Origin of the sequence: Brevibacillus centrosporus (genome assembly GCF_003710815.1) — a bacterium.
Taxonomy (GTDB): Bacteria; Bacillota; Bacilli; order Brevibacillales; family Brevibacillaceae; genus Brevibacillus; species Brevibacillus centrosporus.
On sequence record NZ_RHHP01000023.1, the window covers coordinates 110,122 to 126,480 of the forward strand.

The 16,359-nt window shown below is 51.2% G+C and carries 13 protein-coding genes; all 13 read left to right on the plus strand.

Annotated features, from left to right (window positions below):
* Nucleotides 1-13 precede the first annotated feature (13 nt).
* A complete protein-coding gene (locus EDM55_RS18455) occupies nucleotides 14-1,747 on the plus strand; it encodes a sigma-54-dependent Fis family transcriptional regulator (RefSeq protein ID WP_122961016.1) in 1,734 nt (577 codons plus the stop codon).
* Complete coding sequence (locus EDM55_RS18460) at nucleotides 1,744-3,600, plus strand: sigma-54 interaction domain-containing protein (protein WP_122961017.1); 1,857 nt, start codon at nucleotides 1,744-1,746, stop codon at nucleotides 3,598-3,600. The genes EDM55_RS18455 and EDM55_RS18460 overlap by 4 nt, the downstream gene beginning before the upstream one ends.
* Before the next feature lie 193 nt (nucleotides 3,601-3,793).
* Nucleotides 3,794-4,870: a tartrate dehydrogenase gene (locus tag EDM55_RS18465; protein ID WP_092268428.1), complete on the plus strand. Its 1,077-nt coding sequence runs from the start codon at nucleotides 3,794-3,796 to the stop codon at nucleotides 4,868-4,870.
* Between the two features lie 23 nt (nucleotides 4,871-4,893).
* Entirely contained in the window at nucleotides 4,894-6,318 is a 1,425-nt protein-coding gene (locus EDM55_RS18470; protein ID WP_122961018.1) for an aldehyde dehydrogenase family protein, read from the plus strand.
* On the plus strand, nucleotides 6,315-7,085 hold the full coding sequence (locus EDM55_RS18475; protein ID WP_092268426.1) for an SDR family oxidoreductase: 771 nt from the start codon (nucleotides 6,315-6,317) through the stop codon (nucleotides 7,083-7,085). The genes EDM55_RS18470 and EDM55_RS18475 overlap by 4 nt, the downstream gene beginning before the upstream one ends.
* Nucleotides 7,086-7,165: 80 nt before the next feature.
* Nucleotides 7,166-8,236: a TRAP transporter substrate-binding protein gene (locus tag EDM55_RS18480; RefSeq protein WP_122961019.1), complete on the plus strand. Its 1,071-nt coding sequence runs from the start codon at nucleotides 7,166-7,168 to the stop codon at nucleotides 8,234-8,236.
* A 69-nt stretch (nucleotides 8,237-8,305) separates the two neighbouring features.
* The gene (locus tag EDM55_RS18485; RefSeq protein WP_092268424.1) at nucleotides 8,306-8,773 is read left to right on the plus strand and encodes a TRAP transporter small permease; all 468 of its coding nucleotides are present in this window, start codon (nucleotides 8,306-8,308) and stop codon (nucleotides 8,771-8,773) included.
* 7 nt (nucleotides 8,774-8,780) lie between these two features.
* Entirely contained in the window at nucleotides 8,781-10,055 is a 1,275-nt protein-coding gene (locus EDM55_RS18490; RefSeq protein WP_092268423.1) for a TRAP transporter large permease, read from the plus strand.
* Nucleotides 10,056-10,072: 17 nt separating this feature from the next.
* Nucleotides 10,073-11,437 (plus strand): FAD-binding oxidoreductase, encoded by a 1,365-nt coding sequence (locus tag EDM55_RS18495; RefSeq protein WP_092268422.1) that lies wholly within the window; start codon nucleotides 10,073-10,075, stop codon nucleotides 11,435-11,437.
* A gap of 163 nt (nucleotides 11,438-11,600) precedes the next feature.
* A complete protein-coding gene (locus EDM55_RS18500; RefSeq protein WP_246070851.1) occupies nucleotides 11,601-13,229 on the plus strand; it encodes a formate--tetrahydrofolate ligase in 1,629 nt (542 codons plus the stop codon).
* A gap of 169 nt (nucleotides 13,230-13,398) precedes the next feature.
* Nucleotides 13,399-14,100, plus strand: a complete 702-nt coding sequence (locus EDM55_RS18505) for a cupin domain-containing protein (RefSeq protein ID WP_122961021.1) — start codon at nucleotides 13,399-13,401, stop codon at nucleotides 14,098-14,100.
* A gap of 116 nt (nucleotides 14,101-14,216) precedes the next feature.
* A complete protein-coding gene (locus tag EDM55_RS18510; protein WP_092268419.1) occupies nucleotides 14,217-14,594 on the plus strand; it encodes a PH domain-containing protein in 378 nt (125 codons plus the stop codon).
* Nucleotides 14,595-14,802: 208 nt separating this feature from the next.
* On the plus strand, nucleotides 14,803-16,302 hold the full coding sequence (cshA, locus tag EDM55_RS18515) for a degradosome RNA helicase CshA (protein WP_092268418.1): 1,500 nt from the start codon (nucleotides 14,803-14,805) through the stop codon (nucleotides 16,300-16,302).
* Nucleotides 16,303-16,359: the final 57 nt, after the last annotated feature.

Genomic DNA, 16,359 nt, shown 5'->3' on the forward strand with positions numbered 1-16,359 from the left:
GGAGGGAAGAGTGTTGTCAACGATTGTCCAGCAGTCATGGAAGCGCTGTCAGGAATCGAACCTCGTAGCCACGCAGAAGGCGAATGATCAAATCATTTCCACCAATCGAATCAAAGAAATCATTCAGGAAAATCACCCTCTGATTCGAGAGAGCCTGCCCCTTTTTAACAAATTGTCTCCCTTCCTGCATTCGACGGAGCACATTGCGCTTCTGTCCGATCGCAACGGAAACATTATTCATACGGTAGGAGACCCTGTCTTTGCCGATCATGCGCAAAAGGTGCAGCTGCAGATCGGCGCGAACTGGCAGGAGAGCAACAAGGGGACCAATGCGATTGGCACAGCCCTGATTGCCCAGCAACCGATACAGATTTTTGGAGAACAGCATTATTTTCGTGAGAACCACTTCCTGACGTGCTCATCGTCCCCGGTTTTTTCACCTTCGGGCGAGCTGTTGGGTGTAATCGATATCAGTACAAGAAAGGAATACACGCATACCTTTGCCTTAACGATTGTCTGCATGATTGCCGAAGCCTTGCAAAACCGCCTTTTGTTTGCGGAGGCGGAGCGAGTCATGTCGCTGCCGGATACTCCTGAGCACAACGATTGGGAGCCTTGGCTGCCGCTTATCGGGCTTGATCACGATGAGCGCGTCGTGGGTATAAACCGGAGGGCAAAGCAGCTGCTCGGATCAGATATGCTCGGTAAACAATTGGACCCCGACCTGGAGCGAGGCGCACGGACCGTTCAAGATAAACGGCGCCGCACCTGGCCTTCGGCGGCTCCGACTCCCCTGCTTAAGCCTTTTCCGCGTCTGGTTGGCTCCTGCCCGCTTTTTCTTCAAGCAAAGGCTCTCGCACAAAAGGCTGCCCAGGTCGACTTCCCTGTGATGATTTTAGGGGAGAGCGGGACGGGAAAAGAACTGTTTGCCCAGATGATCCATCAAACAGGACCACGTGCGCAGGAACCTTTCGTAGCGGTGAACTGCAGTGCGATATCGGAAAATTTGATCGAGAGTGAATTGTTTGGTTATGAAGGCGGCTCTTTTACCGGAGCTCAACGGGAGGGGCGGATCGGCAAGTTTGAAGCCGCCAGAAAAGGAACGATCTTTCTGGATGAGATCGGGGACATGTCGCTGCGGGCCCAGGCTGCCTTGCTCCGTGTTTTGCAGGAAAAGGTAGTGACCCCGGTTGGAAGCAACCAGGCTCGGCCCGTTCATGCGAGGGTGGTTGCAGCAACGCACAGGCATCTACCGGATGAGGTCAAGGCTGGCCGCTTTCGAGCTGACTTGTATTACCGACTCAAAGGGGTAGTCGTCTCTCTGCCGCCACTGAGAAAACGCAGCGACATCCTGCAGCTGGCTGCGCATCAGATCAGTCAAATCGCTCCAGACCGTCAGATCACGCTAACAAAGCAGGCGCAGGCCATGCTCAAGTCCTATTCCTGGCCTGGGAATGTGCGCGAGCTGCAAGGCGTGCTGATTCAAGCTGCATTCTTGACAGAGGATGACGAAATCGACTGCGAGCATATCCAACTAGAGGGAGTGGAGGAAGAGGGTGTTCCTGCCGCCCAAGGGACTGCACTGTCACTGCGAGATATGGAGTGTGAGGCGATCAAAACAGCGTTGAAAAAGTGCGGAGGAAATGTCAGCCAGGCAGCGAAACTGCTTCAGATCGGGAGAAATACCCTGTATCGCAAACTGGCGGACTACCGTATCTTGGCGCAGATGAATCAGGAGGAACTATGATTGCCTTGTACAGGCTGGACAAAGAGCTGGAGAGAAAAATAGCTGCCTTGCTAGAAAGTAGTCGTCATCCGATTGGGTACTTCTATTCGATCAAATCGATCATCGACCAAATGATGAATCCTTTCGTCGTCATCACAACCGAGCCGTATCGAGAAGAGCTGGAATCCTACTCGTTGCCGGTCGTTTGCCTCTCGATCGATTTGAATGACATAAGAAAAGTATGGGAGCGGCTGTGCAAAAAGGAAGCGCGACTGCCAGCCGTTGTCGTTTGCGGCTCCCGGAAAGAGAAGTATTGGCTGGAGAAAGAGTACGACCTTGAGCAGAAGCTATCAGGGGAGGCAAAACTTTACTTTCAGCTGCAAGAGGAATGGCAGGAGGACCAGGAGCAGACGTATTACCTTAGCCCCAAGTGGAACAAAAATATGCTGCCACAGAAGCCGCCAACCGGAGAATGGCACCTGGTAGAGCCATCGATTGCCACATTGCGTCGTGCCGTGCAGCAGGCGGAGTCGTTAATCACCTACACCCGAGTTCGACTGCGAGAAAAGCATCTGATGGAGGCTGTCGTCAATTCTGCACACGATGCCGTCATCGCTGTTGATCGGCACAGTCATATCACGCTGGTGAACGAGCATGCCAAGCTGCTGCTAGGGCTAAATGGCGACGTCCTGGGTAAGCCAATCACGGATTACATTCCCCACTCTGATATGCTGCGTGTCTTAAAGACGGGTCGACAGGAGCTGGGCGATGTAGCAACGGTTCTCGATCGATCCATTGTCATCAACCGGATTCCCGTCATCGTAAAGGACCAGATCGTCGGAGCGGTCTCCAATTTCAAGGAAATCATCGACATACAGAAAATGGAGATGTCGCTGCGCAAAAAGCTGCATGAAAATGGACTGGAAGCCCGTTATCGACTGGAGAGCATCATCGGCTCCTCACCGGAGATTCTCTATACAAAAGAACAGGCTGCGATGTTTGCCCGGACAAATGCTACCGTGCTGATCACAGGGGAATCAGGTACGGGCAAGGAGCTGTTCGCTCAAGGAATTCATCTGGAAAGCACACGGGCGATGGGACCGTTTTTAGCGGTTAACTGTGCGGCACTGCCGGAGAGCCTGCTGGAGAGCGAGCTGTTTGGTTATGAGGAAGGTGCTTTTACAGGAGCGAAAAAGGGAGGGAAGCCTGGTCTCTTTGAGCTGGCCCACGGCGGGACGCTTTTTTTGGATGAAATCGGAGAGATGCCGCTGCGCATCCAAGTGCTGCTGCTCAGAGTGTTGCAGGAGCGTCGGGTGAGACGCGTAGGTGGGGAAAGGATTATTCCTGTCGATGTGCGTATTGTAGCTGCGACGAACCGCGACCTGGCAGAAGAGATTGAAAGGGAGCATTTCCGCGCAGACCTGTACTACCGCATCAATATGCTCAAGCTCGATGTACCGCCTTTGCGCGACCGCTTGACGGATATACCGGAGCTGGTAAAAGGCATAGTACAAGAGGTCAATGAACAGCATGAGCAAAAAATAGAGCGAATTGATGATGAGGTTTATCGAATCCTCCAAGGCCACACATGGCCGGGGAATGTGCGTGAGCTGCGCAACGTGGTAGAGAGAAGCGTGCTCATGGCCAAGGACGGACGAATCACTGCGGAGAGTGTCGGGTTTTTGTACGCGAGAAAAGTGGCAAGACCTGCAAGCGTCCCAGGAGCATCCCCAAGCGGTCACATCGACCCGGAGGCGGCCAAGATCATCGCCGTCTTGCAGCAGTCGAGACACAATAAAACGCTGGCGGCTAAAGTATTGGGGATGGACCGAACGACACTATGGCGAAAGATGAAGCAGTACAATATCCAATGAGCAAAGTGTTGCAACGTTATGTTGCAGCACTTTGTTGCTTTATGGTGAAGCCCCTATTCTTCGACAATTTTCTATCCCTGTCATGAAAGCGTTTTACGAAAAGAGATCGCTGTAAAAGCAGTTGGCATTAAACATGCAATAATCATTGTCTGTATCGTCAAAAAATTTAGATCTTTTTCGAGGGGGGAGTCGATTGCTTCATTATTCAATCGCGGTGATACCGGGAGACGGGATCGGTCCCGAAGTAATGGACGAAGGATTAAAGGTTTTGAAGGCTATTGAAGAAAGCCATGGTGGCGTTCGTTTTGCCAATGATGTGATGGATTGGAACTGCAACTATTACCTTAAGCATGGCAAGATGATGCCTGACAATGGACTGGATACATTAAAAGACTACGATCTGATTTTGCTTGGTGCAGTTGGAGCACCTGGGGTTCCTGACCATATTTCCGTATGGGAACTGATCCTGCCAATCCGACGCGCTTTTCAGCAATATGTCAATCTGCGTCCAGTAAAGCTGCTGAAAGGTCTGGAGAGCCCGCTTCGCTATAAAAACCATGCCGACCTGGATTTCGTGGTGGTCCGGGAAAATACCGAGGGCGAGTACTCCAACATGGGAGGGCGGATGCATCAGGGCACACCTTATGAGCTGGCTGTGCAAAACAATGTGTTTACCCGCTATGGAACAGAACGAATTTTGAAATACGCCTATTCGCTGGCAGAAAAGCGTCCGAAGAAGAGACTGACTGCCGCGACCAAGTCCAATGGTATCAACCACTCCATGCCGTTCTGGGATGAGATCGTAAAAGAAGTGAACCAGGAGCACCCTGGCATTACTACGAATCTCTACCATATCGATGCGCTGGCCGCTTACTTTATCACGCGTCCGGAAGAGTTCGATGTCGTCGTGGCGAGTAATTTGTTTGGAGACATCCTAACAGACCTCGGAGCTGCCATCGTCGGTGGTCTGGGACTGGCCCCATCTGCCAACATCAATCCGGAGCGTAAATTCCCGTCCATGTTTGAACCTATTCATGGCTCTGCACCTGATATTGCAGGAAAAGGGATAGCCAATCCGATCGCGCAAATCTGGAGCCTCAGCATGATGATGGATCATCTCGATCTGCCAGAGATCAGCTCGGTCATCATGAACGCGATCGAACAAGTTCTCCTAGATGGAAAAGTGCTGACTCCTGATCTGGGCGGCAAAGCTACCACCAGAGAGCTGGGCGACGAAATCGTTCGTCAAATCTACCAGGCAACCAAATAGAAATAGAGGGAGGCAACGGGAGAATGGAAACGAAATCATATGATCTCTACATTGGTGGCGAATGGGTAAAAACAGACAGCTACATTCCTGTTTATCACAAATATACAGGCGCGTGCATCGCGCAGATCGCGAAAGCAGAACAGCATCACGTGTCGGACGCTGTCGAGAAGGCCTCGAAAACCTTCAAGCAGGACAGCCTGACTCCTTTCCAGCGCTACAAGATTTTGCTGAAGGCCTCTGAGCTGATGGAAGCTCGCCGCGACGAGATGGAGCTCTCCCTGATCCGGGAGGTCGGCAAAACGCGCAAGGACGCCATGAACGAGCTGGATCGCACCATCAATACCTTGCGCTTGTCTGCGGAGGAAGCAAAAAAGATTCACGGCGAAATGATTCCTTTGCAGGCGACAGAAGGCTCAGAGAACCGTCTGGGCTTTACGATCCGCGTACCAAAGGGCGTGATCGGTGCGATTACCCCGTTCAACTACCCGCTTTTGCTTAGCACGCACAAGATCGCTCCTGCTATCGCTGCAGGAAACACTTTGGTCGTCAAACCGGCTACCGTGACGCCGATTGCCACATTCCTGCTGCTCGAGGTCTTGGAAGAGGCGGGATTGCCTAAAGGCTACATCAACATCGTGACCGGAGCGGGCAGTCAGGTAGGAGAGTGGCTGCTCGACGAAGAGCGGATCGCGATGTACACCTTTACCGGATCAGGCGAGGTTGGCCGCCATATTAAAGAGCGCAGCGGTATGCGTCCAGTAGCGCTGGAGCTGGGGAACAACTCTCCGAATATCGTTCATCTGGATGCCGATCTGGGGCTTGCTGCCCGTCAAACAGCGGCGAGAAGCTTCCACAATGCAGGGCAGGCTTGCATCGCCGTTCAGCGCATTTACGTGCACGAGTCTGTCTTCCAGGAGTTTTCCGAGCTGTACATCGCTGAGGTAAAGCAGCTGAAAGTCGGGAATCCGGAAGACCCGGACACGGATGTAGGTCCAATGATCAGTGAAAAAGAGGCAATTCGCACAGAGGAATGGGTAAACGAAGCCATCAGCGAGGGAGCGACATCACTCTTGCCAGTGAAGCGGGAAGGCGCCTTGTTCTATCCAGCGGTTCTGGTGGACACCAAGCCAGAAATGAAAGTCGTCTGCCGAGAAGTGTTTGCTCCTGTTGTAACGATCATTCCGTACAATGATCTCGAAGATGCATTTGCACAAGCCAACGACTCTGAATACGGCCTGCAGGCTGGCATTTTTACCCGCGACCTGAACATTGCGATGAAAGCTGCCCGCGTCCTGGAGTATGGCGGAGTCGTGATCAATGACGTTTCTACTTATCGCAACGACGTCATGCCGTATGGCGGTGTGAAAAACAGCGGTTTGGGCAAGGAAGGTCCTCGCTATGCAGTCGAGGAAATGACAGAAGAGAGGATGGTGGTTATCAATCTATGAACGGACAACTATTGGCAGGAAAAACCGCAGTGGTAACAGGTGCCGCATCGGGCATGGGAAAAGCGATTGCTACGCTGTTTGCCGAACAGGGAGCGAGCGTAGTACTTGCTGACTTGAACAAAGAAGCAGCAGAGAAGGTCGCGCAGGAGCTGCCAGAAGGAAAGGCTCTGCCTGTTCAAACAGATGTATCCGATGATCAGAGCGTGGCAGCGATGATTCAGGAGGCCGTTTCGACATTTGGCTCTGTGGATGTACTGGTCAACTGCGCGGGTGTACCGCAAGCTTTTACCCCGATCGAGGAGCTGAGTCTGGAGCAGTGGGATCGGACCTTGAACGTGAACACGAAATCGATCTTCCTGACTACCAGACATGCAGTTCCCCATATGAAAGCGGGCAATAAAGGAAGCATCATCAACATTGCCTCGATTGCTGGCATCCGTGCGCGTCCAGGGCTGAATGCGTACTGCGCGTCCAAAGGGGCGGCGATCATGCTGAGCAAAGCGCTGGCTATCGAGCTGGCTCCGTACAAGATTCGAGTAAATGTCATCAATCCAGGTCCTGCTGAGACACCGATGCTCGGCAAATTCATCAATGGTGACGAAGCCGAAGTCGAAGCGGGCAAAAAGGATATTTTTATCAGCAGTGTGCCGCTCGGTACGTTGATTCAACCGGAGGATATTGCGCAAGCCGCTCTGTATCTGGCTTCTGATCTGTCCAAGATCGTGACAGGTGAAGTGATGAATGTAGACGGTGGAAGAGGCATCTAGCCAAATCGATAAAATTTTCATATTATTAAATGAATTCAATGTAATAAAAATAGAGTAGACAATCAGGGGGAATTAGAGAGATGTTGCGAAAAAAATGGGGTTTTCTATTATCGGGCATGCTGTCTGTTTCGATGCTGCTGACAGCATGCGGAGGGGGCGGAGGCGGTCAAGCTGCTCAGCCTTCCGGACAAAACACCGGCGGTCAAGCAGCACCGACAGAAGCGCCGAAAAGTGATGGACAAACGTTTGTCTTTAAAGCAGGTCACTCTTTGACAGAAGACCACCCGTATAACCTGGCTCTGAAAAAGATGGCAGAAGATGTGGAGAAGCGCTCCAACGGAAAAGTGAAAATCGAAGTGTACCCGCTGAGCCAGCTGGGTGCGGAACGCGAATTGACGGAAGCGCTTACGCTTGGGACAGCAGATATGTCCATTACGTCTACGGCACCTGTAACCAACTTCTATTCGAAGCTGGGCGTGCTCGACCTGCCGTTCCTGTTTGAAAGCCGGGACCAAGCTTACAAGGTTCTGGACGGAAAAGTGGGACAGGACATTCTGAAAGACTTGAGCAGTGCAAACCTGGTTGGTCTGGCATGGGCTGAAAACGGTTTCCGCCACATCACAAATGGAACAAAAGACATCAAGACTCCTGCCGATATCCAAGGCATGAAGATTCGCACGCAGGAAAATCCGATTCACCTGGCAGCCTTTGAAGCTTTGGGAGCGAAACCGACGCCAATGGCATGGACGGAAGCACTGACTGCTCTGCAGCAAGGGGTTGTAGATGCTCAGGAAAACCCAGCCATCGTCGCACAAACGTACAAGCTGTACGATTCCAAGCAGACGCATATGTCTTTGACTGGTCATGTGTACTCCGCTGCATTAATCCTTTTTAGTAAGCCAGTGTGGGATAAGCTCCCTGCAGATGTGCAGCAGCTGATTTCCGAAGAGGCAACAAAAGCGGGTCAATATGAGCGCGAGCTGATGATCAAGATGGAAGAGGAAGCGATCAAGGATATCAAATCGAAAGGCGTGACCATCACGGAGGATGTAGACAAGCAAGCGTTCCGTGATGCGATGAAGCCAGTCTATGACAAGTTTTCCGGTCAGTTCGGCAAAGAACTGGTTGATGAGATTATGAATACGAAGTAAAGGCAGAAGGGAGACGGGCAGCAGAAGCTGCTCTTCTCCCCCGTTTTCCCTGCGAAAGGAGAAACCGTTGTGGGCACTGTTATTACCAAACTCAATAAATTGACTCGCTTCGTCGTCATTCTCATGCTGTCCGTTCTGATCGTGGCTGTTTTTCTCCAGGTACTCTTTCGGTTCTTCCTTGATCAGCCGCTCGCGTGGACAGAGGAGCTGGCGCGCTATTTGCTGATCTGGATTACTTTCCTCGGCTCAGCCTATGCAATGGCCCTCAAAGCCCATATCGGTACCGAGTATATTCAGAAGTTTTTGTCGCCGTTGATGAATAAGATCGTTTTGAGTATCGCGGCGCTGCTCAGCATTTTCTTTTTTGTGGTCATGGTTCAACAGGGATATGCTCTGGCCGCGCGAAGCATGACACAGACATCTCCCACTCTGCTCGTTCCCATGGGCTACGTCTACATGGTGATTCCGATCAGCGGTGTACTGCTCATCATGAACGTACTCCATGTCACTTGGAAAGACATCACGGGGAAGGAGTGAATCGATTGTGGGGACTGTTCTCTTTTTAACACTATTGGTTCTCCTGATCATTAATGTGCCGATTGCCGTCGCGTTAGGGCTCTCGGTAGTTGTGGCCTTTATGGTTGAGGGAAATATTCCTTTGCTGGTCGTCATTCAAAAAATGTTCAACGGGACCGACTCTTTCCCGTTGATGGCCGTTCCGTTCTTCCTGCTGGCAGGTAAGCTGATGGAGACAGGCGGGATTTCTGCGCGCCTGATCAAGTTTGCGAACACGCTCGTCGGTACTTTGCCGGGAGGATTAGCGATTGTAGCGGTTATGGGTTGTACCTTTTTTGCAGCGATATCCGGTTCCTCGGCTGCGACCACGGCAGCAGTAGGGGGCATTCTCATCCCGCACATGGTCAAAAAAGGGTATGACGTCCGTTTCTCGGCTGCTCTGCATGCAGCGGGCGGTACGATTGGGGTCATGATTCCGCCAAGCGTCCCGATGGTATTGTACGGGGTGGCAGCGAGTACTTCTATTAACGATTTGTTTATTGCCGGTATTGGACCGGGGATTCTCGTCGCTATTTCCCTGATCGCCTATTCTTTCTGGATCAGTAAGAAAAATGGTTGGGGCGGTGGAGAAAAGCATTCCCTGTTAGACGTTTGGAAAGCTTTTAAAGACGCGATTTTGGCAATATTGATGCCGGTCATTATTTTGGGCGGTATTTACGGTGGGATTTTTACCTCCACAGAAGCGGCAGTAGTAGCCGTTGTATACGGTCTGGTGGTAGGCTTGTTCGTCTACCGGGAAATCAAATGGAAAGACTTGGGTGAAATTTTTTCAAGCTCCGCTACTATGACAGCGGTCATCATGCTGATTATCGCGACAGCCAATGCATTTGGATTTATCATGACCAGGGAAAATATTCCTCAGGAAATTGCCCAATTCATGCTGGGGATTACTGATAGCGCCTTTATTACGCTGTTGATCATCAACGTTTTGCTACTCATTTTGGGTACGTTTATGGAAACAGCGGTGACCATCATCCTGATGACGCCTATTCTGTTGCCGATTACGAATGCTTTGGGGATTGATCCAGTTCTGTTCGGGGTCATCATGGTCGTCAACTCCGCGATTGGGATGCTGACGCCACCGGTGGGACTGAACCTCCTGGTAGCCGGAAATATCGCGAAGCTGTCCAACTCGGCGATTGAGCGGGCAGCCATACCGTTCCTGGTTCTCTTGTGTGTCGATTTGATGCTCATCACCTATGTACCGGAAATCAGCTTGTGGCTAGTCAACTTGAGTAAGTAAAGGGAGGAGGCATTACCGTGGATTACGTCCAACAATTAAAAGAGTGGCTGGGCAGCGAGCGAGTCACGACGAACCCGACGGTACTTGAGCACCACAGTCATGATGAATCGTACCATACACCGCACCTGCCGGATGTCGTGGTGTTTCCGCAAAGCGCCCAAGAGGTAAGTGAGATCATGAAGCTGGCAAACGAGCAGCATATAGCAGTCACACCATTTGGGCTGGGGAGCAGTCTGGAGGGCCATGCTATCCCGTATCAGGGCGGGATCAGCTTGGACTTCTCGATGATGAATCAAATTTTGGAGGTGCGGCCGCAGGATTTCCTGGTTCGCGTACAGCCGGGAGTGACGAGGACTCAGCTTAACAAGGAATTGAAAAAGCACGGGCTGTTCTTCTCTGTCGATCCTGGAGCTGATGCAACTGTAGGGGGGATGGCTGCCACCAATGCGAGTGGTACGACATCGGTACGCTATGGCGTCATGCGCGATCAAGTGCGCGATCTGGAAGTCGTGCTGGCAGATGGGCGAATCATCCACACAGGCAGCATGACCGCAAAGTCCTCATCGGGCTACCATTTGACCGGGCTGTTTGTCGGCTCGGAGGGAACGCTCGGTGCCTTCACGGAATTGACCTTGCGCGTGTACGGGATTCCGGAGGCGACGATGGCGTCACGTGCTTGCTTCCCGACCGTCCAGGATGCAGTAGATACCGTGGTTGATATTCTTTCCGCGGGTGTGCCGGTGGCGAGGATTGAGCTGGTTGATGAACGCTCGATCCGTCAGGTCAATGCATACAAAGAGACAAGCTATCCAGAATACCCTACGCTGTTCATCGAATTTCACGGCAGTGAGCAAGGGCTTGCACATGATATCGATTTCGCTCAAAGCATTGCTGGTGAGCATGGCTGCACGGAGTTTCTGTTTGAGACAGATTCCAAGGCACGTGCCCAGCTGTGGGATGTGCGGCACAACATGGCGTATGCGTTTATTCACAAGTCTCCTGGCAAGAAAATGATGGTGACAGACGTTTGCCTGCCCTTTTCCGAGCTGGCGGGAGCGGTCGTCGATGCCAGAGAGGCGATAGACCGTTCGGATTTGGACGGTGCGATCTTAGGCCATGTAGGGGACGGCAACTACCATGTCATCCTGATGATCGATTTGAACAACCCAGACGAAATTGCCCGAGCAGAAGCCTTGAACGCACATCTCGTAGAATACGCCCTGAGTCGAGGGGGAACGTGCACGGGTGAGCATGGTGTCGGTGTCGGAAAAGCGAAGTACCAGCGCATTGAGCATGGCGAAGCACTCGATGTCATGCAGTCGCTGAAGCAAGCGCTTGATCCAAGGGGAATCCTCAATCCTGGGAAAATCTTCGGAGCGTAATTTCGTTGATCTACTAAGCCTGTATTCTGTGTAACCTACAGAGTGCGGGTTTTTTCCTTTTTCCACGACAAAAGCAGCTCGGGGGACAGGAGAAGCGACTAGAATGTGGAATGTAGAAGTTGGTCATGAAACAACGAATTTACCGATTGCAGGGAGGCACGGAATGAAGCCGATTGTCGAGATTGCCAAAGCAGCAGGTATCGAAGAGCAGGATCTGGAACTGTACGGAAAGTTTAAGGCCAAATTATCGGATGAACTATGGGAAAAGGTAAAGGATCGTCCAGACGGTAAACTGATTCTCGTGACAGCAATGAATCCCAACCCGGCGGGAGCAGGAAAAACGCTCACGACGATCGGGTTGTCCCAATCGCTAAACGCTTTGGGGAAGAAAACCATCGCTGCACTGCGGGAGCCTTCTCTCGGTCCATGTATGGGAATCAAGGGGGGAGCCACCGGAGGCGGTCAGGCGCAGATTCTCCCAGCAGACGAAATCAACCTTCACTTTACGGGGGATATCCACGCGATCACTTCCGCCCACAATCTGTTGGCTGCCATGATCGATAATCATATATTCCAAGGAAATCCGCGTCGCCTGAATCCAAAGAAAATCGTATGGAAACGGGCGATGGACATGAACGACCGCGCATTGCGAAATATCGTGGTCGGTGTAGGCGATGGAAACGGTATGGTACGGGAAGATGGATTCATGATTACCACAGCCTCCGAAATCATGGCCATTTTGTGCTTGAGCGAAAATCTGGCAGATTTGCGGGAGCGTCTGAACCAGATCATCATTGGCTACGACTTTGATGATGAGCCGGTGCGTGCCGAAGAAATTCATGCCGTAGAAGCAATGTGCGTGCTTTTGAAGGAAGCTATCAAACCAAATCTCGTGCAAACTATCGAAGGAACACCCGTTTTGGTTCATGGTGGGCCTTTTGCCAATATTGCGCATGGCTGCAGCAGTGTCATCGCAACGAAAACGGCACTCAAGCTGGCGGATTACGTGGTGACAGAGGCGGGCTTCGGTGCAGACCTGGGAGCAGAGAAGTTTTTTGATATCAAGTGCAGAAAGGCCGGACTGACCCCTGCAGCAGCTGTCGTCGTGATCACCGTGAGGGCCTTGAAATACAACGGCGGAGTGAAAGTATCTGACCTGTCTGTAGCTAATTTGGAAGCGCTGGAGCGTGGGTTTGCCAACGTTCGCCGTCATATCGAGAACCTGAAAAAATTCGGAGTGCCTACCGTGGTGGCTATCAATCATTTCACGACAGACACGCAAGAAGAAATAGATGCAGTGGTGGCCTTCTGCCAACAGCTGGGCGTGGAAGCGGCACTCTCAGATGTTTGGGCTGAGGGCAGCAAAGGTGGAATCGAGCTGGCTGAAAAAGTGGCTCGTGCAGCTGAACAGCCATCGACCTTCCGTTTTCTTTATGAGGAAAACCAAACGACCAGGCAAAAGATGGAAACGGTCGTAAAAGAAATCTATCGAGGCTCGGACGTCGTTTTTTCGCCGTCTGCACTCAAGACCTTGCAAAAAATCGAGGAAATGCGTCTCACGCATTTCCCTGTCTGCATGGCAAAGACACCGTACTCTTTTACGGATCGGGCCGATATAATGGGTGCTCCTACCGATTTCACCATCTCCGTCAGTGAAATCCGCATTTCGGCAGGGGCTGGTTTCATTGTGGCACTCACGGGAAGTCTGGTTACGATGCCTGGTTTGCCGAAAAAGCCTGCAGCGGAATCGCTCTACGCCGACGAGGATGGCAACATAGTAGGACTGAGCTAAGTCAAATGAAGAGTGTGGAGAAGCTGGGGGCGCATCATGGCCTTCAGCTTTTTTGATTGGGGAGGGAAACGGGTGAGAGCCAACTGGGCAAATGGGCGAACGTCCTGTCAGCCGATATCATACGGATATGGAGTAGGGAAATTTGCAGTGAAGTGGGGCTGAAGCAGGCATGACGCTTTATCTTGATTATAAATCGCCTTCTATCCAATACTTCGATGATGTCAATCGCAACAGGCTCTTTACGAAGGATGGGCAAAACTACATTAATGTGCTATCTACACAAACGTTAAATTCCTTGGACAATGTCTCCCTTCTAGATATATTTCTAAGTCAGGGAAACGTGGTAGAGCCGCATTATCATCAGAATGCTGCGGAGCTCGTGTACTGCGTGTCAGGTGCTGCGAATGTCTCGCTCATCAATCCGTTTACGAATGAAGTATCTACTTACCACATCATGCCTGGTCAAGTGACGAACATCCCGCAAGGATGGTGGCACTGGGAGATGGCAACAGCAGATAATACGCACCTGATCGCCATCTTTAATGCTCCGATCCCTGAGGTAATCTTGGGCTCGGATATATTGCGTTTAACGCCAAGCGACGTCATGGCTCATACGTACTGTCTGAACGAAGGGCAATGGAGGGAGACAGTGTCGCCGATCCAGACATCGACTTTCATTGGGCCACCCGTGAATTGCCATCAAGGACATATTCAAGGTCAGATGCAGCAACAGCCGCAAGTATACGGTTACCAGCTTCCCTATCCCCAACCGCAGCATCAGATGATGCAGCCCCAGATGATGCAGCCTCCCTACGGACAAACGCAGGGAATGCATCCATCTGCCCAGGGATACCCCCAGCAATATTGGTAAGTTTTTGTGCAGCCGCCTGAAAACTAGGCGGCTAGTCTCTTTTCTTTTTCATGCAAAGAGTGGTAATTTAATCCATATACATATGGCGAATGTGACAGGGACGGAGGGCGAGAAGAATGGGTTTGTTTGATGGGTTGATGGGAAATGCGTCGGAAGTCAGCGTCGCAGAGGCGCAGAACGAGTTTGGGCATCTGCTTGGGAGAAATGAACGAATCGAAAAGGCCTACAAACTGATCAGGGATCTTTTTCTGTTTACGGACAAACGATTTATCCTGATCGACAAACAGGGACTTACAGGGAAAAAGGTGGAGTATCATTCCATTCCCTACAAAAGCATCACGCATTTCAGTGTGGAGACAGCAGGCAGCTTTGATCTGGATGCCGAACTTACCATATACATCTCGGGTAGCCAAATGCCGATTCAACGCCAGTTTAACAAAAACCTAAACATATTTGAGGTGCAAAGTGTCCTGGCTGATTATGTGCTGAAGTGATGGGTTTGGGTGAATTTGGCTAGTCTTGAAAAGGCAGTCTGCTATTTGCAATTTCATAAGATCCGTGTTACGATTACAGCTATGTTCTTTGTGGGGTGCTTTTGTACAATCGGGGATAAGAGGGCATGTTCCGGATCGTAAGGAATAGTGCCCTTTTTTAGTGAGATATTTATAGAAGAAGGTTTTTGAAAAAGGAGACTGAAAAGCATTGAGTACTTTTTTTGATTTTGGTTTACATCACTCTATCGTTAGAGCGTTGAGCAATATGGGATTTGAAGAAGCTACAGCCATTCAGGATCAAACCGTTCCGGTTGCTCTGCAAGGACGGGATTTGATCGGGCAAGCCCAGACTGGTACCGGGAAAACAGCCGCGTTTGGTATTCCGTTGGTCGAAAGATTGGATGAAGAAAACGGCAATATCCAAGGTGTGGTACTGACACCAACTCGTGAACTGGCTGTGCAAGTAGCTGAGGAAATCAACAAGATCGCTCAATTCAAGAAGATCACAGCTTTGCCGATCTACGGTGGTCAAGACATCACTCGTCAGATCAAGGCATTGAAAAAACGTCCACAAATCATCGTAGCTACACCAGGCCGTTTCATGGATCACATGAGAAGAAGAACGATCCGCCTGGATGCGATCGAAATCGTTGTATTGGACGAAGCAGATGAAATGCTGAACATGGGCTTCATCGATGACATCAAGGAAATTCTGAAGGAAGTGCCAGAAAACCGTCAAACGCTGTTGTTCTCGGCGACAATGCCACGTGCGATTCAAGAAATCGCGCAGCAATTCATGACGGATCCTACCCTCATTTCCGTAAAGCCGAAAGAAGTAACTGTTCCAAACATTGAGCAGCAATATATGGAAGTAGCGGAGAAGCAAAAATTTGACGTGCTCTGCCGTCTGCTCGATATCCATTCCCCTGAGCTGGCGATTATCTTTGGTCGCACCAAGCGCAGAGTGGATGAGCTCTCCGAGGCTTTGACTAAGCGTGGCTACGGAGCAGAAGGAATTCACGGCGACTTGAACCAAGCGAAGCGCGACAGTGTTCTGCGCAAATTTAAAGAAGGCACCATCGAAGTGCTGGTAGCAACAGACGTTGCTGCTCGTGGTTTGGATATCAGCGGGGTTACCCACGTATTCAACTTCGATATTCCGCAAGACTCCGAAAGCTATGTTCACCGTATTGGCAGAACGGGTCGCGCAGGGAAAACAGGCCTTGCGATCACCTTCGTTTCTCCTCGTGAAATCGACCATCTGCGTCTGATCGAGCGTGCAACAAACCGTCGCATGGAGCGTCGTTCTGTTCCATCGATGTCTGAGGCAATGGAAGGTCAACAACGCATGGCTGTGGAGAAAATGCTGGAGGCAGCAGGCAGAGAAAATCTGCAAGCCTACAAAACATTGGCTGAACAGCTGCTGGAGGACGTTGATTCCGTAACACTCGTGTCCGCAGCCCTGAAGCTCTTGACGAAGGAACCAGATATGACGCCAGTTCGCCTCACAGAAGAAGCACCGCTTCGTGTCAGCAAGAAGAAGTTCCCTCCAAAAGGAAAAGGTACTTCCGGTGGTTATGGTGCGAAGAGACCGCAACGCCCACGTACGGGAGAATCCCGCCCACGCAGCGGCGAGTTCCGCCCTCGTTCCGGTGAATCCCGTCCACGTACAGGAGATTCTCGCCCACGCAGTGACAGACAGCGCTAATTGAAAAGATGATGACAGGCAAGGCCTCCGCTAAAGCGGGGGTCTTTTTTACTGAAT

What these genes read in the sequence shown, in the direction of transcription:
- EDM55_RS18460 (WP_122961017.1), top strand. Translation starts at nt 1,744, where the DNA reads ATGATTGCCTTGTACAGGCTGGACAAAGAGCTGGAGAGAAAAATAGCT.
- EDM55_RS18470 (WP_122961018.1), top strand. Translation starts at nt 4,894, where the DNA reads ATGGAAACGAAATCATATGATCTCTACATTGGTGGCGAATGGGTAAAA.
- EDM55_RS18475 (WP_092268426.1), top strand. Translation starts at nt 6,315, where the DNA reads ATGAACGGACAACTATTGGCAGGAAAAACCGCAGTGGTAACAGGTGCC.
- EDM55_RS18480 (WP_122961019.1), top strand. Translation starts at nt 7,166, where the DNA reads ATGTTGCGAAAAAAATGGGGTTTTCTATTATCGGGCATGCTGTCTGTT.
- EDM55_RS18500 (WP_246070851.1), top strand. Translation starts at nt 11,601, where the DNA reads ATGAAGCCGATTGTCGAGATTGCCAAAGCAGCAGGTATCGAAGAGCAG.
- EDM55_RS18505 (WP_122961021.1), top strand. Translation starts at nt 13,399, where the DNA reads ATGACGCTTTATCTTGATTATAAATCGCCTTCTATCCAATACTTCGAT.
- EDM55_RS18510 (WP_092268419.1), top strand. Translation starts at nt 14,217, where the DNA reads ATGGGTTTGTTTGATGGGTTGATGGGAAATGCGTCGGAAGTCAGCGTC.